Source organism: Amnibacterium endophyticum, assembly GCF_042680685.1.
Taxonomy (GTDB): domain Bacteria; phylum Actinomycetota; class Actinomycetes; order Actinomycetales; family Microbacteriaceae; genus Amnibacterium; species Amnibacterium endophyticum.
Genome location: NZ_JBHUEA010000014.1, coordinates 32428 through 55659, shown reverse-complemented (window position 1 = coordinate 55659; position 23232 = coordinate 32428). Strand labels below are relative to the sequence as shown.

Sequence of the window (23232 nt, the reverse complement as noted above, 5' to 3'; positions counted from 1 at the left end):
GCCCCTCCGCCGAATACGGGCTGGACATCCACCGGACAGGAACTGGAAGTCCGGCTCCGGCGGCCGCGGTCCGAGCCCGCGCTCGGACCGGTTGCCTAGCGTCCACCACATGGCAGACGCACCGTCCCTGATCGACCCCACGAAGCTCTACGCCGACATCGACACCCCGAAGCAGTACCTCGAGGGGTCCGGCCTCGACTCCGAGATGGAGAACCCGAACGACCTCGGCTCGAAGTCCTACGAGGGATCCGGCAAGCTGACCGGGCGCCGCGCCCTGATCACCGGCGGCGACTCCGGCATCGGCGGCGCGACCGCCATCGCCTACGCCCGCGAGGGCGCGGACGTCGCGATCGTCCACCTGCCCGAGGAGCAGTCCGACGCCGACGGCATCGTGAAGGAGATCGAGGCCGCTGGCCGCAAGGCCGTCTCGATCGCCGGCGACATCACCGACCCGGCCTTCTGCCGCGAGCTCGTGGAGCGCACGGTGCAGGAGCTCGGCGGCATCGACATCCTCGTGAACAACGCGGGCAAGCAGCAGCACGTCGAGGACCTCACCGACCTGTCGGACGAGGAGTTCGACACGACGATGAAGACGAACCTCTACGCGATGTTCTGGATCACCAAGGCGGCGCTGCCGCACCTGCCCGCGGGCTCCTCGATCATCAACACGACGAGCATCCAGGCCTACTCGCCGACCGAGTACCTGGTGCACTACGCGATGACGAAGGCGGCGATCAACAACTTCACGAAGGGCCTCGGCCAGCAGCTGGCGCCGAAGGGCATCCGCGTGAACGCGGTCGCGCCGGGCCCGATCTGGACGCCGCTGCAGCCGGCGGGCGGCCAGCCGCCGGAGGCGCTGCCGGACGCGGGCTCGCAGACCCCGGTCGGCCGCTGGGGCCAGCCGGCGGAGCTCGCGGGCGCCTACGTCTACCTGGCGTCCGCCGAGGCGAGCTACGTCGTCGGCGAGACGCTGAACGTGAACGGCGGCATGCCGACGCCGTAGGCCCTTCCGGGTCGCGATCCCGGCCGCTCCGCCGTCACGGCAGCGGCCGGGATCGCGGTGCCGGCGCCTCAGGCGGCGTCGAGCACGTCCGGGGCGACGCGCAGCGCGCTCGCCCCCCAGTGCCGCTCGAGCGCGGCGAGGTCCTCGTCGGACAGGTCGCCGGAGTCCGCGAGGCGCGGCGCCGCCGCCACCTGCTGCCGGGTCGCGGCGACGCGGACCTCCCGGCCGACGAGGTCGGCGGCGCACGCCGGCACGAGGACCTCGCGGAGGTCCAGCAGGCGGCTGCCGACGCCGAGCAGCAGCGCGACGCCGACGCCGTCGGTGAGCACCGCGCAGACGTGGCCCACGACCGCGTCGTCCGCGGTGCGGACCGCCGCGCCGTGCAGCCGGTCGGTGTCCTGGAGAGCGAGCACGACGACTCCTTCGTCGGGAATGGTCCGCGGCGGCGGCGTGGCCCGAGTGTGGCGCCTCGCGGTGGCCGCTTCCAGGCGGCGCGCGGGTGTGGCGGTCTCGATCGCGCAACGGTCGTGAGGCCCGACGGCCGTCGCGGTCGATCCGTCACCGATCCCCGGTGGGCCTCCGGCACCGGCCGGGATCCGCCCGCCCGGACGCGCTCCGGACCCGCGTCGAGCGCGCGGTGCGGCGGACGCGGAAGGATGCCTGTCCATGGGCTTCTTCTCGTCGACCGAGCACGGCTTCGTCCGCGTCGCCGCGGCCAGCGGCGCCGTCGTCCCAGGCGACCCCGCTGCGAACGCGGAGGCGGCGGTCACGCAGGCGCGCCGGCTCGCCGGCGACGGGGTGCACCTCGTCGTGCTGCCGGAGCTCTGCCTCTCCGGCTACGCGATCGACGACCTGCTGCTGCAGGACGCGCTGCTCGACGGCGTGCTCACGGGGCTGGAGCGGGTCCGCTCGGGCACCGAGGACCTCGGCGCGGTCGTCGTGGTCGGCGCCCCGCTGCTGCACCGCAACCGGCTGGTGAACTGCGCGGTCGTCCTGCACCGCGGGCGCGTGCTCGGCGTCGTGCCGAAGTCGTACCTGCCCAACTACCGCGAGTTCTACGAGCGGCGGCACTTCGCGCCGGGCGACGACCTGCGCGGCGGCACGCTCCGCCTGGGCGTCGAGGACGTGCCGTTCGGTCCCGACCTGCTGTTCGACGCCGTCGACGTGCCCGGTCTCGTGCTGCACGTCGAGATCTGCGAGGACATGTGGGTGCCCGTGCCGCCGAGCGCGGAGGCCGCGCTCGCGGGGGCGACGGTGCTCGCGAACCTCTCCGGCAGCCCGATCACCGTGGGCCGGGCGCGCGACCGGCTGCGCCTCGCGGAGAGCGCGTCGGCGCGCTGCATCGCCGCCTACGTCTACGCGGCCGCGGGGCGCGGCGAGTCGACCAACGACCTGTCCTGGGACGGGCAGACGTTCGTGCTCGAGAACGGGACGCTGCTCGCCGCCGGCGAGCGCTTCGCGACCGAGGACCAGGCCGCGGTCGCAGACGTCGACCTCGACCTGCTGCGGCAGGAGCGCGCCCGCACGGGCACGCTCGACGACAACCGGCGCACGCACGCGGCGCGCACGGACGGGTTCCGGCGGATCGCGTTCGAGCTCGCTCCCGCGTCCGCCGACGACGGGCTGCGGCGCGCGGTCCGCCGCTTCCCGTTCGTTCCGCCGAACCGCGCGCTGCTCGACGAGGACTGCTACGAGGCGTACGGGATCCAGGTCGCCGGGCTCGTGCAGCGGCTCGAGGCGATCGGCCGCCCGAAGGTCGTGATCGGCGTCTCCGGCGGGCTCGACTCCACGCAGGCGCTGCTCGTCGCCTGCCGGGCGATGGACCGGACCGGGCGGCCGCGCAGCGACGTGCTCGCGTTCTCGCTGCCGGGGTTCGCGACCGGCGACGAGACCAGCGGCAACGCGCGCGCCCTGATGGCCGCGCTCGGCGTCACCGCGGGCGAGATCGACATCCGGCCGACCGCGCGGACGATGCTCGCCGAGCTCGGTCACCCGTTCGCCGACGGCGAGCCGGTCTACGACGTGACCTTCGAGAACGTGCAGGCGGGCCTCCGCACCGACTACCTGTTCCGCATCGCGAACCAGCGCGGCGGGATCGTGCTCGGCACCGGCGACCTGTCCGAGCTGGCGCTCGGCTGGTCGACCTACGGCGTCGGCGACCAGATGAGCCACTACAACGTGAACGGCGGCGTCTCGAAGACGTTCATCCAGCACCTGATCCGCTGGGTCGCGGCCTCCGGCCAGTTCGAGGCGGACACGAACGACCTGCTGCGGCGCATCCTCGACACCGAGATCAGCCCGGAGCTGGTGCCGGGCGACGAGCTGCAGTCGACGGAGTCGAAGATCGGCCCGTACGCGCTGCACGACTTCTTCCTGTTCCACGTGCTGCGCTACGGCTTCCGGCCGTCGAAGATCCTGTTCCTCGCGTGGCAGGCCTGGCACGACGCGGGCGCGGGCGCATGGCCGGAGGACCTGCCCGAGGGCAAGCGGGTCGCCTACGACCGGGACGAGATCCGCCGCTGGCTCGAGGTGTTCCTGCGCCGCTTCTTCGCGTTCGCGCAGTTCAAGCGCTCCGCGATGCCGAACGGTCCGAAGGTGCTCGCGGGCGGCTCGCTCTCCCCGCGCGGCGACTGGCGCGCCCCCTCCGACGGCACCGCATCGGCCTGGCTCGCCGACCTCGCCCGCTTCGACTGACCCCGCCTCCATCTCCCGAACGACGGAGTTCCTCCCAAACGACGGCGAACTCCCTGATCGACGGAACGACACGCCGGTCTGACCGGCATGACCGGGCGGAACTCCGTCGTTCGGGTGCGGCGAGTCGGGCGGATCGCTCCTCCCCAAGGGCGGATCCGGGCGCTTGCGAGATGCGGGCACCGGGTGCCCCTCCTGCAGCCCTCCGGTGCGGCACGGTGACCGGCCGTGACTCCCTTGCAGCGGCACGTCGAGGAGCTCGGCGGCCTGATCAAGACCGCTGAGCTGCACGCCTACGGATTGAGCCGCGACGGCATCGCCGCCGCCGTTGCACAGCAGGAGATCGAGCGGCGACGGCAGGCCTGGTACAGCAACCCGTGGCTGCCGCTCCTGCAGAAGAAGGCGGCGCGCATCGGCGGGCAGCTGACCTGCTCGAGTGCGGCCAGGGCCTTGGGCCTGTGGGAGCCGCGGTTCGCCACGGTGCACGTCGCAGTCGCTCCTGACGCACGGGCGCTCCGCTCGCCGGACCGCTACCGCGATCGTCTGGCTGAGGGGCAGGCGGTCGTGCACTGGACGGGCATCGACCCGAGGGGCACGCGAACGCTCGTGTCCGTCGCCACCTGCGTTCGACAGATCGCACGCTGCGAGTCGGCGGTCGTCGCCCTCATCGTGGCGGAGTCGGCCCTGCAGCGGGGTCTGATCTCACGAGCGGACTTCGCGATGCTCGTCGGCGAGCTGCCGCGTCATGTGCGACGGATCCTCGAGCAGGCTTCCGACCGCTCGGAGAGCGCGTCGGAGACGGTGTTCGCGCATCGGATGGCGCAGGCCGGGGTCGTCGTGCGGCAGCAGGTGGTGATTCCCGGCGTCGGTCGGGTCGACGCGCTCATCGGCGACCGGCTCGTCGTCGAGCTCGACAGCTGGGCGCACCACCGGAACGCCGCGGCCGATCGGGAACGCGACGCGCGCCTCTCCGCGCTCGGCTACCGCGTCCTGCGCTTCATGTACTCGCAGGTGATGGAGGAGTGGCCCCTGGTGCAGGCCGCGGTCCTCGCCGCGCTCTCCCGCGGCGACCACCTCCTTTGAGCCCGCTGCCCGAACGACGGACTTCCGCCCGCCATGTCCGGTCAACGCGGTGTGGCGTTCCGTCGATCAGGGAGGACTCCGTCGTTCGGAAGGGCGAAGGGCTTCAGGAGAGGAGGGTGCGGATGTCGGACTCCGTCAGGGCGGCCGCGAAGGGCTCGCCGTCGTCGACGACCGCGTCGAACAGGTCCTGCTTGCGCCGCTGCAGGGCGAGCACCTTCTCCTCGATCGTGCCCGCCGCGACGAGGCGGCGGACGGTCACCGGCTTGTCCTGCCCGATGCGGTGCGCCCGGTCGATCGCCTGCTGCTCCGCCTGCGGGTTCCACCACGGGTCGAGCAGGTAGACGAGGTCCGCCTCCGTCAGGTTCAGCCCGAAGCCGCCCGCCTTCAGGCTGATGAGGAACACCGCTGCCTCGCCGCTGCGGAACCGCGCGATGACCGCGTCGCGGTCGCCGGTCCCGCCGTCGAGCTGCGCCCACGGCACGCCCTCGGCCGTGAGCCGCTCGCCGACCAGGCGCAGGTAGGAGGGGAACTGGCTGAACACGAGCGCCCGGCGCCCCTCGGCGACCGCCTCCCCCAGCTCGTCGGCGAGCAGCTCGCGCTTCGCGGCGCGCAGCCCCGCGTGCTCGTCGTCGATCAGCGCGGCGTCGAGCGCGAGCAGCCGCAGCAGCGTCAGCGACCGCAGCACGATGAAGCGGTTGCGGTCGAGGTCCGGCAGCAGCCCGAACAGCTTGCGGCGCTCGCGCTGCAGCGTCACGTCGTACAGCGCGCGGTGGTCGGGCGCGAGGTCGACGTGCACCACCTGCTGCTCGACCGGCGGCAGCTCGGGCGCCACCTGCTCCTTCGTCCGCCGCAGCACGAACGGCCGGATCCGCCGCCGCAGCCGCGTGAGGCGCTCGGCCCGGTGCGCGGCGTTCGCCTCCGGCGCGCTCCCCGCCCCGACGCCCTCGGTGTACCCGGTGCGCAGGCCCTCGATCGGCCGCACGAACTCCTCGCGGAAGCGGCGCAGCGACGGGAACAGCCCGGGCGACGTCAGCGCGAGGACCGCGTGCAGCTCGGTGAGCGAGTTCTCGAGCGGCGTCCCCGTCACCGCGACGGTGCGGAGGCCGAGGTCGCGGGCGGCCCGGTGCGTCACCGCGGCGGCGTTCTTCACCGCCTGCGCCTCGTCGAGCACCAGCGCGGCGAAGCCCGGCGCCGCGCGCCGGAACGCGTCGGCGTCGAGGCGGAGGCGCGGGTAGGTGGTGACGACGAGGTCGACGTCCTCGGTCATCCCCGGCACCTCGGCCGCGTCCCGGACCAGCCGCACCCGGAGGCCCGGCGCGAAGCGCGCCGCCTCCGCCACCCAGTTCGAGGCGACGGAGACGGGCGCGACGACGAGGTGCGGCCGCGTCTCGCCCGCCTCGAGCGCGTGCTGCACGAGCGCCAGGCACTGCAGCGTCTTGCCGAGCCCCATGTCGTCGGCGAGCACCCCGCCGAGCCCGTGCCGGGCGAGGAAGACGAGCCACTCGAACCCCCGCTGCTGGTACGGCCGCAGCGTCGCGGCGATGCCGGTCGGCGGCGGGACGGGCTCGGGCGCGGCGGCGACCGCGTCGCGGAGCGCCCGCCAGGACGCGACCTCGTCGGTCTCGTCGGCGAGGTCCTCGAAGTCGGTCCAGCGCACCGCCCGCGCGGCCGGGAGGGCGAACCCGGACGCCCACTCCGGGATCTCGGCGGACTCCTCGACCAGCGCCACGAGCTCGCGGAGGCGCGGGTGGGCGAGGGACAGGAAGGTCCCGTCGACCAGCTTCAGCCGTCGCTTCCCCGCCGCGATGTGCTGGAACAGCGGGCCGAAGGGGATGTCGCGGCCGTCGATCGTCACCGTCACGCCGAGGTCGAACCAGTCCGTGCGCTCCGTGGGCGCGACCTTCACCTCGATCCGCGGCTCGCCCGTCAGCACCCGCGGGGCCTCCCCGACCTGCTCGACGTCGACCTCCCCGCCGGCCGCGATCGCCGGCAGGACGTCCACGGCGAGGTCGACCGCCGCCTCCGCGTCGAGCACGCGCGTCGCCGGGAGGCCGCGGGCCGGCCACCAGCCCGCCGGGAGCCCGGCGGGTGCGGGCACCTGCGGCGCCGGTGCGCCGCCGAGCCGCTCCCACCGCCAGGACAGCGTCGCCCCGCCGGCGTCCCCGCTCCGCACCGTGAGCACGAGGCGGGGCGGGGACGGCGACGGGATCGGCGTCGAGCCGTCGGTGCTGCGCACCGGGAACCGCTCCTGCAGCGCGGGCAGCCACCGCCCCCGCAGCTCGTCGGCGGCGTCGGCCGGCACCGTGACCGCGTCCCGGCGCAGCAGGTCGGGATCCACCCGGCCCGGCGCGAGCAGCACGTGGGCCGGGGAGGCGCCCGTGGCCCACACGCCGTGGCCGCCGACGGCGTGCGCGGCAGCCGGGTCGATCCCCTCCTCGTCGACGGTGAGGCGCGGCGCGATCCGGAACCCGCCCTCGTCCCGACGGACATCGAGCACCAGCCGCGCCGCTCCCGCGAGGCGCGCCGAGCCGCTGCCGGGCGCCACGAGCGGCACCCCGAGCGCCTCACCCTGCCGCAGCAGGTCCCAGATCAGCGGGTTGGGCGCGTCGTCGAGGAACAGCCAGTCCGGGTCCTGCCCGGCCGCGGCCGGCACGGCGGCGCGGAACACCGCGCCCAGCTCGCACATCCAGCGGTGCTGGGCGGCATCGAGCCCGAGCCGCCCCTGCACGTGCGGGAGCGACTGCCAGGTCAGCCCGCCGCGCGCCCAGCCGGCGCCGCTGTGGGCGACGGGTCGCAGCCCGAGCCGCAGGTCGTGCACCGAGTCCGCGGCCGCGGCCCGGGTCGTCGGCCCGTTCCAGCGGTGCGCGGAACGCGGCAGCGTCTCGCGCGCCTGCACCTGCAGCGCGAGGGTGGCGGGCGCGGCCGGCTCCGCCTCGCGCGGTACGAGGAGGCCGTCGAGCGCACCCCGCCAGTCGTCCGCGCCCACGGCCTCCACCGTGCCACGCGCCTCCGACGCGAGCGGGAGTGCGGCTCACGCGGATCGGCGGAGGGCCTCAGCGCAGCCAGGCGTCGACGAGCAGCGGGCCGCGGATCTCGCGCAGCCGGTCGAGCAGCCGGTCCGCGAGCGCGTTCGACACGGACGCCGCGGTCAGGTCGAACGGCCCGATCGGCGGGAGGGGGTCGAGCCGCACCCGCACGACCTCCCAGCCGACCCGGCGGATCAGCCGGTCCTTGCGCAGGTCGACCGCCTCCCGCTTCCCGGAGTGCTCGAGGCCGTGCCGCCCCACGGTGTCGAGCTCCACCGCGACCCGCAGGTCCGCGAGCAGGATGTCCGGCCACGCCTCGAGGTGGTCGAAGAACGGCTCCCGCAGGCGGATCGCGGTCGGCGCCGGGTCGAACTCGAGGCGCCGCGCGAGCCGCTGCCGCAGCGCCGGCTCGGCGGCGGAGGCCGGCTTCGGCGCGCAGACGCTGACGAACGCCTCGCCCGGCGGGAGGTCGGGGGTCTTCGTGCAGAGGGTCGCCGTCCGCCGCTTCGGCGCCGGTGCGCCCGTGCCGACGGGGCGCCCGAGCGCGCCCTCCGAGCAGCGCGGGCACCACGTCGACCTCCGCCGCCGCCCGGCGCCCGGCTTCATGCGCTGCTCCTCCGGCGTCGCGATGAAGCGGTGCCCCGCGTCGCACTGCCACTGCAGCCAGACGTCCGCGGACAGCGGCACCTGGCTGAGCGCGATCCCCCGGTTGAGGTCGGGGTGGTACTGCCGGGCGAGCACCGGGTAGCGGCTCCACTGCTCGCGGTAGGTGCCGCGGGCGTAGGGCACGTCGCGTCCCGTGGAGGCGCGGCGGCGCTCCCACCAGGCGTCGACCGGCTCGGGCACGCGCGCACCGTACGCCGCCCCTCCGTCACCCGTTCGCGTGTCGCGGCGGGATGGTCGCGACGGAACGCGATGCGGGTGGCACCATCCCCGGGTGACCGCGCTCCCCCTCGACCGGCGCCGACTCCGGCTGCCCCGCCGCGAGGTGCTGCTGCTCGTCGCGATCGGTCTCGTCGCCTTCGCGCTGCGGCTGCAGATGGCCGTGCGCGGCGGCGGGCTGCTCGGCGTCGGCGCCTACGACGACGGCGTCCACTACGCGGCCGCGGCCTCCCTGCTGCACGGCCGGCTGCCCTATCGCGACTTCCTCTTCCTGCAGCCGCCCGGCATGGTGCTCGCCGCGTCGCCGTTCGCGGGGATCGGCGGGCTGCTCGGCGACCCGGTCGGCCTGCGCGCCTTCCGCGTCGCGTTCCAGCTGGTCGGGGCGGCGAACGCGGTGCTCGTCGCGCTCGTCGTGCGCCGGTGGGGCGTGCCCGCGATGCTCGTCGGCGGCATCGGCTACGCCGTGTTCTTCCCCGCCGTCTACGACGAGCGCACCGCGCTGCTCGAGCCGGTCGGCACGACCGGCATCCTCCTCGCGCTGCTGCTGACCCGGCACGGCGCCTCGCACCGCGCGCACCTCGTCGCGGGCCTCGCGCTCGGCGTCGCCTGCGGCTTCAAGATCTGGTACGTCGTGCCCGCCCTCGTCGTGCTCGCCTTCGCGCACGGCGGCCGGCTGCGGGTGCTCGCCGGCGCGGTGGTCGCGGGCCTCGTCGTCTACCTGCCGTTCTTCGCCGCGGCGCCCGCCACCATGTGGGCGCAGGTCGTGCTCGCGCAGGCCGGCCGCGGCCGGTCGGACGCGAGCGGCTTCCTCACGCGGGCCCGGACCCTGCTCGGCGCGGTCGGGGTGCACCGGCACGGGGCGCTGCCGGGCGTCGACGTGCGGGCCCTCACGATCGTGCTGCTGCTGCTCGTCGTGGCGGGGCTCGTGATCGCCGTGCTCACGCCCGGCGCGCGGGTGATCGCGACGATGCTCGTCGCGGACTGGGCGGTCGCGCAGGCGTCCCCGTCGTTCTTCGCGCACTACGCCGGGCTGACCGCGCCGGTGCTGATGCTGCTGCTGGGCGTCGCGGTGGGCCGGGTCGTGCCGCTGCTCAAGCACCGCGGCGCGGCGGCCGGCGCCGTCACGCTGACGCTCGTCGCGGTCGTCGCCCTGAACGCTCGGCACGACCTGGAGCGCGTGGACGTGCGACCGCCGGGCGCCGCGCTGCAGGCGGCCGCCGCCCGCATCCCCGGCTGCATCGCCTCCGACGACCCGACGCTGCTCGCCGTGATGGACGTGCTGAGCCGCGACCTCGACGAGGGGTGCCCGCTGCGGCCGGACACCGGCGGCTACAGCTTCGGACCGGAGCGGCTGGAGGCGGCCGGCGGCGGGCTCGTGGGGCGCCGGCAGAACCCGGGCTACCAGCGCTCGACGACCGACTACCTGCTCGACAGCGCCGCCTTCATCCGCTGGCGCCGCAACACGGCGCTGAACGCCGAGTCGCTCGACCGGCTTCGCGAGCAGCCCGTGCTCGCGAAGCACGGCATCTGGACGATCCGCGCCGGCACCCGCTGAGCCGCCGGTCGCGCGGCGGGCGCGCCCGGAGGGCCAGGATGGCCCCGTGACGTCTCCGCTCGTCCGGGGCGGGCTGCGACCGATGCGCCCCCGCGACCCCACGGAGCCGCACCGCGCCGCCAGCAGCCTCGAGCTGTTCTTCGACCTCACCTTCGTCGTCGGCGTCTCCGTGGCGGCGACGTCGCTGCTCCACGCGGAGGCGGACGGGTTGCGCGGCGGCCTGCTGCCGTTCCTCGTCGCCTTCTTCTCCGTCTGGTGGCCGTGGGTGAACTTCACCTGGTTCGCCTCCGCCTTCGACACCGACGACTGGCTCTACCGCGCGCTGACCGTGCTGCAGATGGGCGGCGTGCTGATCGTGGCCGCGGGCATCCCGCGCTTCGTGGAGTCCGGCGACCTCACCGTGCCGGTGGTCGGGTACGTCGTCATGCGGCTGGCGCTCGTCGTGCAGTGGCTGCGCTCGGCGCGGGCGCCGGAGTACCGGACGACCGCGATCCGCTACGCCGGGGGCGTCGCGCTCGTCCAGAGCTGCTGGGCGCTGCTGCTGGCGGTGCCGCCCGGGCTGCGCACCGCCGGCGTCCTGCTGCTGGTGGCCGCGGAGCTCGCGGTGCCGGTCTGGGCGGAGCACCGCCGCACGACCCCGTTCCACCGCCGGCACATCGCGGAGCGGTACGGCCTGTTCACCCTGATCGTGCTCGGCGAGGGCCTGCTGTCGGTGTGGACGGCGCTGAACGGCGCCCAGGGATCGACGCGCGGCGCGGACCTCGTGCTGCTCGGCGCGACGGCGCTGGTGCTCGTGGCCGGCATGTGGTGGGTCTACTTCAGCCGCCCCTCCCCCGTCGCGGGCGCCGCGATGCGCGGCACCTTCGCCTACGGCTACGGCCACTACGTCGTGTTCGGCTCCGCCGCCGCGCTCGCCGCCGGGCTCGAGCTGGCGATCGAGCACCTCGCCGACGAGCACGACGGCGCCGTCGCGGTGACGGCCGCCGCGACCGTCCCGCTCGCGCTCTTCCTCCTGTCGACCTGGGCGCTCGTGCTGCGGCATGCGCTCGGGCCCGTCGCGCGGGTCGCGCTGCCCGTCGTCGCGGTGCTCTGCGCGCTCGCCGCCCTCGTGCCCGCGGGCCTCCAGGTCGCCGCACTGCTCGTCGTCGCCGCCGTGGTCGTGCTGGAGGTGGACGCGCGGCGCCGCGCGGCGTCGTGAGCGGGGCGCGGTCCGGCGGGCTCGACGCGGTGCGGGTGGCCGCGCTGGTCGCGGTCGTCGCGGGGCACGTCTGGCTGTCCTCGCGCGTGCTGCACGACGCCGTGTTCGCCTGGCACGTGCCGGTCTTCTTCTTCCTGACCGGGCTGCTCGAGCGGCCGGGCCGCACGACCGGCGAGGAGGCGCGGAAGCGCATCCGCTCCATCGGCCTGCCCTACGTCGTGTGGCTGGCCGTGCTGCTCGCGGCGTACGCGACGGTGCAGGGGCCGGGGTCCTGGCCGTCGCTCGGCGGGATCGCGAGCGGGCTCGAGGCGGCGCACCGCCCCTTCCACACCTTCTGGTTCCTGAGCTCGCTGCTGGTGACCGCGGTCCTCGCGCGGCTGCTGTCCCCGCTGGCGCTCCGCTGGCAGCTGGTCGTCGCGCTCGGCGGCGCGATCGCCGGCACGCTGGCCGGGCCGGCGCTCGCGCGGACGCCGCTCGCCGTCGGCACGGCGGTGTTCTGCCTGCCGTTCGTCATCGCCGGCGTCGCGGCGCAGCGCGTGCTGCCGCGGATCCGACGCCGTGCGGCGGTCGGTGCGGCCCTGGTGGCGGCGGGCGCGATCGCGCTGCTGCTCGGCGCCCAGCCGGTGGACCTGAAGGCCGGGGACGTCGGCACACCCGTGCTCGGCTACGCGCTCGGCGTCGCGGTGCCCGCGGGGCTGGTGCTGCTGGCCGAGGCGCTGTTCGACCGCCTGCCCGAGGCGGCGGGACGCGTCGCGACGGCGCTCGCCCTCCCGGCCGTCGTCGTGCTGCTGCTGCACCCCGTCGTCCTGTGGCTGCTGCGGACGCCGAGCTCGGGGCGCGTGCTCGACTTCGCCCTCTGCCTGCTGGTGCCGTGGGCGGTGGGCCTGCTCGTGGTCCGCAGCCCGCTCGCCCCGGTGCTGGCCGGGACCGCCCGAGTCCGCCGGCCACGCCGCGGCGGCGTCGGCCGCTCGAGCCTGTCAAGTCCCTGATAACAGGGGAAGGGGTGTGATATCGCTCTGCGTGTCCAGGACCGCGAAGCCGTAGCGTCCCCCCGTCCGGGGACGGGCCCGGACCCGAGGAGGACAGCGTGAGCAGCACGGATTCCGACACGATCGTCGACCGGGTCGAGCGGGTGAAGCACAGCCTCGGGGCGACGACCGGCGATCCTTCGACCGTCCAGGCCGCGGTCGACGGCCCCTGCCCCGCGGAGGGCTGCGACGGGCGCGTGGTCGCGGTGGTGCACGCGGATTCGTCCGTCGTGCACTGCGACACCTGCGGCGGCGACTTCCGCGTCTGACCGCGGACGGGCTCCGCGGTCGGTGGGGTGTCGCCCCACCGACCGCGGAGAGTCGGCCCGCGGCTACTTCGCGGGAGCGGGCTCGGGCGCGTCCGCGGTGTCGACCGCCCAGTCGCTGGCGGCGGGCGACGGCTTCGCCCACTGCTCGCCGACCGGCTGCGGGTTCTCGATCGGCGGCAGCGCCGCCTCGAGCTTCGCGCCGAGGTCCGCGTCGACGCTGCGCCAGTACTCCACGGCCCGGTCGCGGATCGCGGGGTCCTTCACGCCGCCGACGTGACCGGTGATCGTGACGAGGAAGCGTTCGCGCGCCGCGTCGTCGAAGACGTCGCGGTAGAGGGCGCCGGCCTGGCCGAAGTCGTCGTCGTCCGCGTGCAGCGTGACGGCGCTGCGCACCAGCTCGCCGTCGGAGTGGAACGAGCCGGTGCCCGCCGCCTGCGGGTCGGCCGCGGGGCCGCCGTAGGAGTTCGGCGCGTAGACCGGGTGCGAGGCGGGCGGGAACGAGTAGTTCATCGCGCCCTCCTTCGAGTACGAGTGGATCTCGTTCCGCGGCGCGTTGACCGGCAGCTGCTGGTAGTTGGTGCCGACGCGGTAGCGGTGCGCGTCCGCGTAGCTGAAGATGCGGGCCTGCAGCATCTTGTCCGGCGACGCGTCGATGCCCGGCACGAAGTTCGAGGGCGCGAACGCGACCTGCTCGATCTGCGCGAAGTAGTTCTCCGGGTTCGTGTCGAGCGTCATCCGCCCGACCTCGATCTCGGGGTAGTCGCTGTGCGGCCACACCTTCGTCACGTCGAACGGGTTGAAGCGGTACGACTTGGCGTCCTCGTAGGGCATCACCTGCACCTTGAGCGTCCAGGTCGGGAACTGCCCGTTCTCGATCGCGGTGTACAGGTCGCGGATGTGGTGGTCCGCGTCCGCGCCCGCCATCTGGTCCGCCTGCTCCTGCGTCAGCGTCTGCGCGCCCTGGTCGGTGTGGAACGCGTACTTCACCCAGAAGCGCTCGCCGTCGGCGTTGATCCACTGGTACGTGTGCGAGCTGTAGCCGTTCATGTGGCGCCAGGTCGACGGGATGCCGCGGTCGCCCATCAGCCAGGTCACCTGGTGCGCGCTCTCGGGCGAGAGGGTCCAGAAGTCCCACTGCATCGTGTTGTCGCGCAGGTGGCTGCCCGGCAGGCGCTTCTGCGAGCGGATGAAGTCGGGGAACTTGATGCCGTCGCGGATGAAGAACACGGGGGTGTTGTTGCCCACCATGTCGTAGTTGCCCTCGGCCGTGTAGAACTTGATCGCGAACCCGCGGGGGTCGCGCCACGTGTCCGGGCTGCCCTGCTCCCCCGCCACGGTGGAGAAGCGGATGACGAGCTTCGTGTCCGCGCCCGGCTGGAACAGCGCCGCGCGGGTGTACTGCGAGACGTCCCCGGTGACCTCGAAGTGCCCGAACGCGCCGCCGCCCTTCGCGTGGACGACGCGCTCCGGCACGCGCTCGCGGTTGAACTGGGCCAGCTTCTCGACCAGGTAGTGGTCGGTCAGCGCGATGGAGCCGTTCGCGCCGACGCTCTGCGAGTACTCGTCGCTCTCGACGGGCGCCCCGCTGTTGGTGGTGGTGTGGCTCATGCCGCTCCTCCTTCTTCGTGTGCGCCCGAGGCGCAGTCGGGGCAGGTACCCCAGAACGTGATCTCCGCCGTGGCGACGGAGAAGCCGTGGGTGTCGGCCGGGGTCAGGCAGGGCGCCGAGCCGGTCGCGCAGTCGACGTCGACCACCCGGTCGCACCCGGTGCACACCAGGTGGTGGTGGTTGTCGCCGACCCGCACCTCGTACCGGGCGGGGCCGCCCGCCGGCTCGATCCGGCGCAGCAGCCCGCGGTCGGTCAGCACCGACAGCGCGAGGTAGACGGCGGCGAGCGTCATCGGCACCCCGCCGCCGGCGATGCGGCCGTGCAGCTGCTCGGCGGTCGCGTGCGAGTGCTCGGTCAGCACCTGGAGGGTCGCGACGCGCCCCCGGGTGACCTTCAGCCCGGCGGCACGGAGGCGCTCGGCGGGCTCGACATACATCGATGACAGCCTGCCGAGACTGGAACGGATCAAGAAATCGCAGGCGAGTGCCGGGCGTGTTGCCAGGCGCACCACGCGCCCCCGAACTGGAGCGCGCGGGCGAGGCGGGGAGCACGGGAGCATCGCCGGATGCGGATCCGCCTCGCCGCCCTCGTCACGGCGGTCGCGACCCTCTGCGGCCTGCTCGCCGCGGCCCCGGCGATGGCGACGGCCGGGACGCCGTACACGAACGTGCTGACGTTCCACGGGCTCGCGCTGAACGGCTACGCCGCGAGGGCGCAGACCGCCGGCTCGGGCAGCGTCTTCCGCGTCTCGGCCGGCTGGAGCTCGCGCCACTACCTGCCCTACGAGGCGCCGCGGGTCGTGCTGCAACGCCGCATCGGCGGCGGGGCGTGGCGCGACGTGCGCCGCGCGTCCTTCACCGACTCGGGGATCGCGGCGAGCACCGGCGTCGTGCGGGTGCCGCGCTCGACGGAGCGCCGCGTCGTCCGCTACCGCTTCGTCAGCCTCGCCGGCACGACATCGCAGGGCTTCCGCTGGCAGCGCGCCGTCTCGGCGCCGGTGCGGATCGTCTACGAGAACCAGCAGCGGTACACGGGTCTCGCCCGCACGGCGTACCGGGCGATGCGGCCCTACTGCCCCGCCGCCTCGGTGCACGTCGTCGACCGGATCGCGGGCGACGACGGGTTCGCCGGCGTCTACCGCGAGGGCGGCACCCGCATCGACCTCGCGCGGGCGATCGGGCGCTACCCGGCGGCCGCGATCCGCGGCGTCGCGCTGCACGAGTGCGCGCACCAGCGGCAGTTCCTGAACTGGGGCGCCTCGCCGCAGGGATGGACGCGGATGACCGCCGCGATGGACCGCCGCTTCGTCGACGACGCCGCGCCGGCCGGCACCGCGCCGACGCGGAGCGGGGAGGGCGCCTCCCTGCCCTTCGACCCGGTCGAGCACGCGGCCGACTGCGCCGCCCTCTCGGTCGAGCGCGGCGCCTACCTCGGCTACGGCGGGTGGTGCAGCCCGAAGGAGCTGCGCGCGGGCCGGGCCCTGCTGCAGGGCCGCACCGCGGCGCGGTAGGCGCCGGGGTCGCTCACTCCCGGCCCGCGGCCTCCAGCCGGCGCCGCAGCTCCGCGATCTCCGCATGGAGGTCGGCCTCGGTGCCGCGCGGCGTGCGGGCGGCCGTCTGCTGCGCCACCGCGGCCTGGGCGACCCAGGCCGCGAGCGAGGCGGTGACCGCGCCGATCAGGGCGATGCCGGTGATCATCACGCCCGTCGCGATGATGCGGCCGCCGACCGTCACCGGGGTGTAGTCGCCGTAGCCGACCGTCGTGACGGTCTCGATCGCCCACCACAGGGCGTCGCCGAAGCTGCGGATGCTCGCCCCCGGCGCGTCGTGCTCGGCGCTGTACTCCGCGAGCGCGCCGACGTAGACGACGAGCGCGGCGCCCGATCCCGCGATCGCCAGCGTGCCGCCGCCGACGAGGTTCACCGCCCGCGACTTCGCGAGCGCCATCGCGGAGCGCAGCAGCACGAGCAGCCGTAGCGGCCGGAGCCACGGCAGCGCCACGGTCAGCAGGTCGAAGGGATGCCGCAGGAACCACTGCAGCCGTCGCTCGGCGAGCCAGAGGTTCGCGAGGTAGTCGACGAGGAACACCGCCCATACGACCCACACCACGACGCCGAGCACCGCCTCCAGGCCGCGGTCCGACGGCAGCAGCACCTGGAGCGAGTAGGCGGCGAGGTAGACGAGGGCGGCGCCGAGCAGCGGCCACTCGGAGAGGCGGCGCCAGCGATCCTGATCCATGCGCCCGATCCTGCCCGCCGCGCCGCACCCGCCACCGGATGCCGACCTGCGGGCGGCCGGGACGCGGCGGCTCAGACGAGCGCGGGGCGCCTGCTGCGGGCGGTGGCTCGGCGGAGCCGGAGCACGATCGGCGCGAGCAGGACGACCGCGGCGGCGACCCCCGCGGCGACCGCGACGGGCGCGGACTGCGGCTCGGCCGTGGAGCGGGCGACCGCGATCCAGGCGAGGCCCCAGGCGAGCGCGATCGCCGGTGTGAAGCGGGCGCCGTCGCGCACCGCGGTGCCGACGCCGATCGCGGCGGCGACGAGCAGGACGACGAGCGCCCACGCCTCCGGAGCGAGCCCGAACCCGGCGAAGCCGCGGTACTGCAGCAGCGCGGTGACGTTCGCGACGGTCGCGATCGTGACCCAGCCGAGGTAGAGGCCGAAGGTGCCGTCGCCCACGACCCGGTCGACGATCGAGGCGGGCGGGCCGAGCCGGAGGACGATGACCACCAGCACGGCGAGCAGCAGGGCGATCACCGGCACGGAGAGGGCGAGGAGGCCCGCCTGCACGACGAGGATCCACGCGGCGTTCAGCAGCATCGACGCGGCCGCCCACCACCCGATCCGGCGGTGCCGCTCGCGGGCCGCCTGCCCGGGGAGCGCCTGGTACAGCCCGTAGGCGACGAGGCCCAGGTAGATCACGCCCCAGATCTGGAACGCGCCGCGCCCCGGAGCGAGCAGCGTGGAGTCCGCGTCGAGCGCACCGCCCGCCGCGTCCTGGATCGGCGTGCCGATGAAGGCGCCGGAGCCGATGGCCGCCAGTGCGAGCGCCAGCACCGTCGAGACGGCGACGACCGCCTGCCGCGTCCTGTCCGACATGCGCACGTCCATCCCGGCTCCTTCCCTCAGCCTGCTGAGCATCAGCGTTCCTCAGCAGGCTGAGGATCCGCCGTACGATCGAGGCGTGGACGCACCCGACGAGTGGCCGACCGGCCGGCTGCTGTCGACCGCGGCGCGGCTGGTCGAGCACGCGTGGACGGCGCGGCTGGAGGAGCTGGGGCTGACCCACGCGGGGCTCGTCGCGCTGCACCTGCTGCAGGACGGGCCGCGCAGCCAGACCGCCCTCGCCCGGGCCGGCCGCGTGCAGCAGCAGACGATGGCGCGGACGATCGAGCGGCTCGAGCGGCACGGGCTCGTGACGCGGGACCGCGACGCGGCCGACGCGCGGCGCATGCTCGTGGCGCGCACGGACGCGGGGGCCGCGGCGGTCGAGCAGGCGCAGGACCTCGAGGCGCGGGTCTTCCCCGACGTGGCCGACCCGGCCGCCTTCCGCGCGGCGCTGCTGCAGATCCTCGCCGCCGCCCGCTGACTCCTCGCGGATCCGCAGAAACGACACGACACGCCGCCGCGGAGCGCTCCGCAGCGGCGTGTCGCGCCGGAAATGCGGATCCGCGCAGGAACTGCGGATCCGCGAGGCCGCTAGCGCTGCAAGAAGTCGAGCACGACGCGGTTCCACTCGTCCGCATCGGTCGTGATGACGCCGTGCGGGCCGCCGTGGATCACGTGCAGCTCGCTGCCCGCGATCGTCTCGTGCGTCCGCTCCCCCGACCCCTCGAACGGCACGACGCCGTCGCCGGAGCCGTGGATGACGAGGGTCGGCACGTTCACCTTCTGCAGGTCGCCGCGGAAGTCGGTCGTGGCGAACGCCGCCATGCAGGCCAGCGCCGCCTTCTGGTCCGACTGCTCGCAGAGCGCGACCGCGTCGGCGACCTCCTGCTGCGACGCCTTCAGGTCGTCGCCGACCGAGTAGAACTGCCGCACGAACTGCGGGAAGAACGCGTCGCGGTCGTCCTTCAGCCCGGACGCCATCTGCTCCGCGGTCGCGTCGTCGAGCGGGCCGTCCGGGTTGTCGTCGGTCTTCGCGAGGTACGGCGGCACCGCGGAGGCGAACACGGCGCTGCGGAGGCGCTCCGACCCGTACTTCCCGAAGTAGCGCGCGACCTCGCCGCCGCCCATCGAGAAGCCGATGATCGTCACGTCCTCGAGGTCGAGCGACTCGATGATCGAGTGCAGGTCCTCGGCGAGGGTGTCGTACTCGTAGCCGCGGCCCGGCTTGTCGCTGCGACCGAAGCCCCGGCGGTCGTAGGTGATCACGCGGTAGCCGGCGTCGGCGAGCGCGGGCACCTGCTTGACCCAGGCGGCGCCGCTGAGCGGCCAGCCGTGGATGAGGACCACGGGGCGCCCGGTGCCGCCCGTGTCCTCGACGTGCAGGTCGACGTCGCTGAACAGCCCTCGGTGGACGGTGATCTCTGCCATCGGTGGTTCTCCTTCCGCGCGGAGGCGGATGGCCCCGGCGCGCCGTCGAAGGTAGGGAGACCGCTCGTGCGGTCGCCGTGCGACTCCTGGGCGGGGGCTGGAGGACACGCGCTATCCGGCCGGGCCGCCCTGCATCTCGAGCGTGATCTGGCCCGAGTCGACGGTGGCGAGCACGTGCCCGAGCACGGCCGAGTCGTACACGCCGAGGTCGCGGGCGTCGAGGAGGGCGGCGCGCGAGGCCTGCAGTCGCCGCAGCCGGTCCTGCTTCGGGGACTCCCCCTCCCGCGCCGGCACCGCAGCCGCCGCGTCCTTCGCCAGCTGCAGCACCTTCCGGCGCTCCTGGTCGAGCTGAGCCGGGTCATCGGTCGCCGGCCGCAGCCGCCGGATCAGCACGGCGAGCGTGCCGCCCTGCAGCAGCAGCGACAGCGCGGCGGTGCCGAACGCGACGAGCACGAGCAGGTTCCGCACGTCCTCGGTGAGGCCCGCCGCCGCCTCCGGGATCGTCTGCGCGGCCGCGACGGTGACCGCGCCGCGCATGCCCGCCCACACGATGACGGCGCCCTCCTTGGGGCCGAGCCGCGACGACGCCAGGTAGTCGATGTCGGCGAGCACCTGCGTGATGCGGCGCTGAAAGCCCTGGCGGTCGAACGGGCGCCTGCCCGGGCCGCGCGGCTCGTCGAAGCGGCGCTCGCGCCCGAGCGGGGTGCGCACGACGACCGGCTCGCCGGACTCGAGCTGCCGCTGCATCCGCTCGACCCGCTGCCGCGACTCCGGTCCGCGCCGCGCGTTCACGGCCAGCAGCCCGAGTAGGGGCGCGACGAACGCCGTGCGCACGACCAGGGTGCCGACCACGGCGACGGCCGCGAGCCCGAGCGCGGTGCCGACCGTCGCGGCGCCGCCCGCCGCGTCGACGATCCCGGCGATCTGCAGCCCCATCAGCAGGAAGACCGCGCCCTCCAGCACCAGGGAGACGCTCGACCAGTTGTTCGCGTCGTTCTGCCGGGTGCGCGGGCTGAGCACGCGGGGCGCGCGACGGCCGACGACCAGGCCGGCCGCGACTGCCGCGACCAGGCCGGACGCACGGAGGCCCTCGGCGGGCAGGGAGGCGACGAACGGCACCGTGAACGAGAGCACCGTGCTGACGGTCGGGTCGGTGATCCGCGCGCGCAGCCACAGCGACAGGCGCCCAACGACCGCGCCGATCACCACGGCGCCGAGGACCGCCCAGGCGAACTGCAGCACGACCCCGCCGAAGGACACCGCGCCGGCGGCGCCGGCGATCGCGGCGCGGAGGATCACGAGCGCGGACGCGTCGTTCAGCAGGCTCTCCCCCTCGAGGATCGCCGTGACGCGGTGCGACACCGGGGTGCCCTTCACGATCGAGGTCGCCACCGCGTCGGTGGGGCTGACGACGGCGCCGAGCGCGACGCCCCACGCGTAGGGCAGGCCGGGGATCAGCAGGGTGAACAGCCCGCCGAGCAGCAGCGCGGAAACGACCACGAGCACGACGGAGAGGATGCTGACCGTGCCGAACTCGCGGCGCAGGTCCATGGCGGGCAGCGACACCGAGGACGCGTAGAGCAGGGGCGGCAGGACCCCGGCGAGCACGAGCTCCGGCGGCAGCGCCGTGACGCCCACGCCGAAGAGGCTGACCACCACGCCGAGCACCACGAGGATGAGCGGCGCGGGGATCCCGAGCCGCGGCCCGAGCGCGGCGGCCCCGGCCACCACGAGCATCGCCGCCGCGGCGAGGGCGATCCCGATCTCCATGGCCGCCAGCGTGGCACCGGACGCTCACGCAGCGCTCACGCGGGTCGTGAGCAGGGGCGCCGCGGCAGACTTCGCATCGTGCGTCGCGCCGTGCTGCTGACCGTCCACGACCGCCTCGACGTGCTGCGCGAGGTCGTCGCGAGCTGGGCGGAGGTGCCGGCCGCGGGCTGGCACCTCCGGGTCGCCGTCGAGCCGAGCGAGGTGCAGGACGAGGTGCTCGCCGTCGTCGCCGGGCTGCCGTTCGCGGACGCCGAGGTCGTGGTGAACGAGCGGCGGCTGGGCGTCGCGGAGAACCCCTACCGCCACCTGTCGGCGCTGTTCGACGCCGGCTACGGCTTCGTCGCGCGCACGGAGGACGACCTGCTCGTCGCGGACGACGTGCTGCGGCTGCTGGAGCACTGCGCCGACGCGTACCGCGACGACCCGGCCGTCGCGGTCGTCTGCGCTTTCAGCCGGGCCGCGGCCGGCGCGGACCCGGCGCTGCTGCACCGCACGGAGGCGTTCATCCCGTGGCTCTGGGGCACCTGGGCGCACCGGTGGCACGGGCTGATCGGGCCGACGTGGGACCGCGACTACTCGACCTGGAACGACTCCCCCGGGTTCGAGTCGGGGTGGGACTGGAACCTCAACACCCGCGTGCTGCCGGCGCACCGCCTGACGACGGTCGCGCCGCTGGCGAGCCGGGTGCAGAACATCGGCGTGATCGGCCAGCACGGCACCGCCGAGAACCACGAGACCGCGCCCTCGTTCCGCCCGTCGTTCCCGGCGGTCGCCTTCCACGAGCCCTGACCGCGCCCACCGCTGGTCGAGGTGCGAGCGCAGCGATGGGCCCCACGGCCGGTGTTCCCGGCCGAGGGACTCGAGACCACCCCGGCCCGCCGCTCCTGCGTCCCGACTCAGGCGCCGGCGGCGAGGAACTGCTCGACGAGGTCCACGTGCGCATCCTGGAGCCCCTGCACGGGGTCGGGGCGTACCAGCTGGACGAGGAACGGCTGCTCCCGGGCCCACGCGCGGGCGTCGCCCTCCAGCTCGTCGTCGATCCAGGCGACCGCGCGCCAGCCGCCCGGCGGCTCGTGCACGGTCAGCCAGGCCGAGACCGCCGGCAGGTTCGGGCTGAGGGGCCGGACGAAGGGGTCCTGCGCGGTCGCGGCGCGGAACGCGGGCAGCCCGAAGGTCGCGGTGATGGTGGCGCGGGTGCCCGCGTCCCAGGTCGTCGCCCACACGACCTCCGCGAGCCCGGCGAGGCGCCGCACCCGCGCACCGACCGCGGCGTCGATCCGCATCCGCGTCGCGGCGGCGCCCGGGCGCCACAGCGGGTTCACCACGCCGTCGACGTCGAGGAGGACGACGGCGCCCGTCGACGCGCTCACGTCCAGTAGAGGAGCCGGGCCGCGGGCAGCCGCTCGGGCATCGCGCGCTCGAACCAGCCGCGCAGCTCGGCCATCGTCTCCTTCGGGTAGACGTACTTCACGCCGCCGAACTTGGAGCGCTTGGCCGCGCGCTGCGTCTCGTCCATCTCCAGCTTCGTCCGCGGGTACCAGCCCTCGATGACCTGCTTGCTGCCCGGCGTGAAGCGGTGGGTGATGATCTCGGCGGTCAGGTCGAGGTCCGGCACGTCGGCGACCGCCTCGGCGACGTCGTCGAGCAGGCGGCCGTACTCCTGCCGCCACCCGTCGACGGGCATGACCGGCGCGATGGTGAGGCCGACCGGGTAGCCCGCCCGGGCGAGCGCGCCGAGGGCGGCGATCCGCTGCGGCATGCGGGCGGTGCCGCCCTCGAACCGCTCGACGCCCGCCGCGTTCACCGAGAAGCGGACCCGCGTGCGCCGGCCGTGCGGCAGCGCCAGCAGCGGCTCGACCGCGTCGAACTTCGTGGTGAACCGCAGGGATGCGCCGGCGCCGTGCTCCCCCGTGCCGACCTCGGCGATCGCGGTGGCGAGCGAGCCGGTCAGGTGCTCGATGCCGAGCGGGTCGGTGTAGCAGGAGAGCTCGAAGGTGGTGCCCTCGCCGGCCCGGTGCGCGCTGCCGGTCGTGACCGAGCCGCTGCCGGTGAGCGACCGGATCGGGGCGAGCACCGCCCCGAGGTTCGCGTGCACGCGGGTGACGGGCGGGCCGGAGAGCGAGCCCGCCAGGTAGCAGTACTGGCAGTGCGCCGGGCAGCCGCGCGCCAGGTCGAGCCGCCAGTCGGCCGACGGCGGGATCGGCTGCGGCTTCAGCATCGACGGCGGCGCGACGACGACCGCCATGGTCGCCTTCGCCCGGGCGTACGCCTCGCGCTCCGTCTCCCCCTTCGGCGCGGTGGGCAGGCGGTCGGCCGTGAGCAGGCGGACGTCCTCCACCCCGGCCGCCTCGACGCGGCGCAGGATCTCGGCGGTGTGCGCCTCGTCCTGCGCGCTGCGGGTGACGAGCACGTGCTTCGGCGTCCACAGGCGCGGGGCCGTGGAGCGCGAGGGGCGGTCGAGCAGCTGTGCGGGCATCCCTTTCGACAACGCCCTGCTCGTCGCCGCTCTTCCGTTTCGAAGGTGATCCGGCGCCGCAGGTCGAGCCACCCGCGGGACGCTGCGCCGGATCACCTTCGAAAC

21 protein-coding genes are annotated in these 23232 nt (G+C 74.8%); 10 read left to right on the top strand and 11 right to left on the bottom strand.

The window, feature by feature from the left end; all coding sequences use genetic code 11:
- The first annotated feature begins 109 nt into the window (after positions 1 to 109).
- Entirely contained in the window at positions 110 to 1003 is an 894-nt protein-coding gene (locus ACFSBI_RS10130) for an SDR family oxidoreductase (protein WP_377934565.1), read from the top strand.
- A 68-nt stretch (positions 1004 to 1071) separates the two neighbouring features.
- On the opposite strand, the gene ACFSBI_RS10125 is transcribed toward ACFSBI_RS10130, so the two are convergent.
- Complete coding sequence (locus tag ACFSBI_RS10125) at positions 1072 to 1416, bottom strand: hypothetical protein (protein ID WP_377934563.1); 345 nt, start codon at positions 1414 to 1416, stop codon at positions 1072 to 1074.
- 253 nt (positions 1417 to 1669) lie between these two features.
- Between ACFSBI_RS10125 and ACFSBI_RS10120 the strand changes: the two genes are divergently transcribed.
- Both ACFSBI_RS10120 and ACFSBI_RS10115 read left to right on the top strand, forming a co-directional pair.
- Positions 1670 to 3697 (top strand): NAD(+) synthase, encoded by a 2028-nt coding sequence (locus tag ACFSBI_RS10120; protein WP_377934561.1) that lies wholly within the window; start codon positions 1670 to 1672, stop codon positions 3695 to 3697.
- A 225-nt stretch (positions 3698 to 3922) separates the two neighbouring features.
- Positions 3923 to 4777: an endonuclease domain-containing protein gene (locus tag ACFSBI_RS10115; RefSeq protein WP_377934559.1), complete on the top strand. Its 855-nt coding sequence runs from the start codon at positions 3923 to 3925 to the stop codon at positions 4775 to 4777.
- A gap of 103 nt (positions 4778 to 4880) precedes the next feature.
- Here the strand turns inward: ACFSBI_RS10115 and ACFSBI_RS10110 are convergent, their stop codons facing one another.
- Positions 4881 to 7763 (bottom strand): DEAD/DEAH box helicase, encoded by a 2883-nt coding sequence (locus ACFSBI_RS10110; protein ID WP_377934557.1) that lies wholly within the window; start codon positions 7761 to 7763, stop codon positions 4881 to 4883.
- A gap of 67 nt (positions 7764 to 7830) precedes the next feature.
- Positions 7831 to 8649 carry a hypothetical protein gene (locus ACFSBI_RS10105; RefSeq protein ID WP_377934555.1) on the bottom strand — a complete coding sequence of 273 codons (819 nt, stop codon included), beginning with the start codon at positions 8647 to 8649 and terminating at the stop codon, positions 7831 to 7833.
- A gap of 91 nt (positions 8650 to 8740) precedes the next feature.
- Between ACFSBI_RS10105 and ACFSBI_RS10100 the strand changes: the two genes are divergently transcribed.
- From ACFSBI_RS10100 to ACFSBI_RS10085, 4 genes are all read left to right on the top strand, one after another.
- Complete coding sequence (locus tag ACFSBI_RS10100; RefSeq protein WP_377934554.1) at positions 8741 to 10240, top strand: hypothetical protein; 1500 nt, start codon at positions 8741 to 8743, stop codon at positions 10238 to 10240.
- A 46-nt stretch (positions 10241 to 10286) separates the two neighbouring features.
- Complete coding sequence (locus ACFSBI_RS10095) at positions 10287 to 11438, top strand: low temperature requirement protein A (RefSeq protein WP_377934553.1); 1152 nt, start codon at positions 10287 to 10289, stop codon at positions 11436 to 11438.
- On the top strand, positions 11435 to 12427 hold the full coding sequence (locus ACFSBI_RS10090) for an acyltransferase family protein (protein WP_377934551.1): 993 nt from the start codon (positions 11435 to 11437) through the stop codon (positions 12425 to 12427). The genes ACFSBI_RS10095 and ACFSBI_RS10090 overlap by 4 nt, the downstream gene beginning before the upstream one ends.
- Before the next feature lie 98 nt (positions 12428 to 12525).
- Positions 12526 to 12735, top strand: coding sequence for a hypothetical protein (locus tag ACFSBI_RS10085; protein ID WP_377934549.1), 210 nt, complete (start codon positions 12526 to 12528; stop codon positions 12733 to 12735).
- Positions 12736 to 12798: 63 nt separating this feature from the next.
- On the opposite strand, the gene ACFSBI_RS10080 is transcribed toward ACFSBI_RS10085, so the two are convergent.
- Together ACFSBI_RS10080 and ACFSBI_RS10075 are read right to left on the bottom strand one after the other, a co-directional pair.
- Positions 12799 to 14343, bottom strand: a complete 1545-nt coding sequence (locus ACFSBI_RS10080; RefSeq protein WP_377934547.1) for a catalase — start codon at positions 14341 to 14343, stop codon at positions 12799 to 12801.
- On the bottom strand, positions 14340 to 14780 hold the full coding sequence (locus tag ACFSBI_RS10075) for a Fur family transcriptional regulator (protein WP_377934545.1): 441 nt from the start codon (positions 14778 to 14780) through the stop codon (positions 14340 to 14342). Before ACFSBI_RS10075 ends, ACFSBI_RS10080 begins: the two co-directional genes overlap by 4 nt.
- A gap of 129 nt (positions 14781 to 14909) precedes the next feature.
- Between ACFSBI_RS10075 and ACFSBI_RS10070 the strand changes: the two genes are divergently transcribed.
- On the top strand, positions 14910 to 15854 hold the full coding sequence (locus ACFSBI_RS10070) for a hypothetical protein (RefSeq protein WP_377934543.1): 945 nt from the start codon (positions 14910 to 14912) through the stop codon (positions 15852 to 15854).
- 13 nt (positions 15855 to 15867) lie between these two features.
- On the opposite strand, the gene ACFSBI_RS10065 is transcribed toward ACFSBI_RS10070, so the two are convergent.
- Both ACFSBI_RS10065 and ACFSBI_RS10060 read right to left on the bottom strand, forming a co-directional pair.
- The gene (locus ACFSBI_RS10065) at positions 15868 to 16581 is read right to left on the bottom strand and encodes a potassium channel family protein (RefSeq protein WP_377934541.1); all 714 of its coding nucleotides are present in this window, start codon (positions 16579 to 16581) and stop codon (positions 15868 to 15870) included.
- Positions 16582 to 16652: 71 nt separating this feature from the next.
- Positions 16653 to 17456 carry a tryptophan-rich sensory protein gene (locus tag ACFSBI_RS10060; RefSeq protein WP_377934539.1) on the bottom strand — a complete coding sequence of 268 codons (804 nt, stop codon included), beginning with the start codon at positions 17454 to 17456 and terminating at the stop codon, positions 16653 to 16655.
- A gap of 73 nt (positions 17457 to 17529) precedes the next feature.
- On the opposite strand from ACFSBI_RS10060, the gene ACFSBI_RS10055 reads away from it, so the two are divergent.
- Positions 17530 to 17934, top strand: a complete 405-nt coding sequence (locus ACFSBI_RS10055; protein ID WP_377934537.1) for a MarR family winged helix-turn-helix transcriptional regulator — start codon at positions 17530 to 17532, stop codon at positions 17932 to 17934.
- 110 nt (positions 17935 to 18044) lie between these two features.
- On the opposite strand, the gene ACFSBI_RS10050 is transcribed toward ACFSBI_RS10055, so the two are convergent.
- On the bottom strand, positions 18045 to 18881 hold the full coding sequence (locus ACFSBI_RS10050; RefSeq protein ID WP_377934535.1) for an alpha/beta fold hydrolase: 837 nt from the start codon (positions 18879 to 18881) through the stop codon (positions 18045 to 18047).
- 111 nt (positions 18882 to 18992) lie between these two features.
- Entirely contained in the window at positions 18993 to 20651 is a 1659-nt protein-coding gene (locus ACFSBI_RS10045; protein WP_377934533.1) for a cation:proton antiporter, read from the bottom strand.
- A 78-nt stretch (positions 20652 to 20729) separates the two neighbouring features.
- Here ACFSBI_RS10045 and ACFSBI_RS10040 point away from each other — a divergent pair, with 78 nt between their 5' ends.
- Positions 20730 to 21440 (top strand): glycosyltransferase family protein, encoded by a 711-nt coding sequence (locus tag ACFSBI_RS10040; protein WP_377934531.1) that lies wholly within the window; start codon positions 20730 to 20732, stop codon positions 21438 to 21440.
- Positions 21441 to 21547: 107 nt separating this feature from the next.
- Here the strand turns inward: ACFSBI_RS10040 and ACFSBI_RS10035 are convergent, their stop codons facing one another.
- The gene (locus ACFSBI_RS10035; protein WP_377934529.1) at positions 21548 to 22021 is read right to left on the bottom strand and encodes an HAD domain-containing protein; all 474 of its coding nucleotides are present in this window, start codon (positions 22019 to 22021) and stop codon (positions 21548 to 21550) included.
- Positions 22018 to 23127, bottom strand: coding sequence for a spore photoproduct lyase family protein (locus ACFSBI_RS10030; protein ID WP_377934527.1), 1110 nt, complete (start codon positions 23125 to 23127; stop codon positions 22018 to 22020). The genes ACFSBI_RS10035 and ACFSBI_RS10030 overlap by 4 nt, the downstream gene beginning before the upstream one ends.
- Positions 23128 to 23232 lie beyond the last annotated feature (105 nt).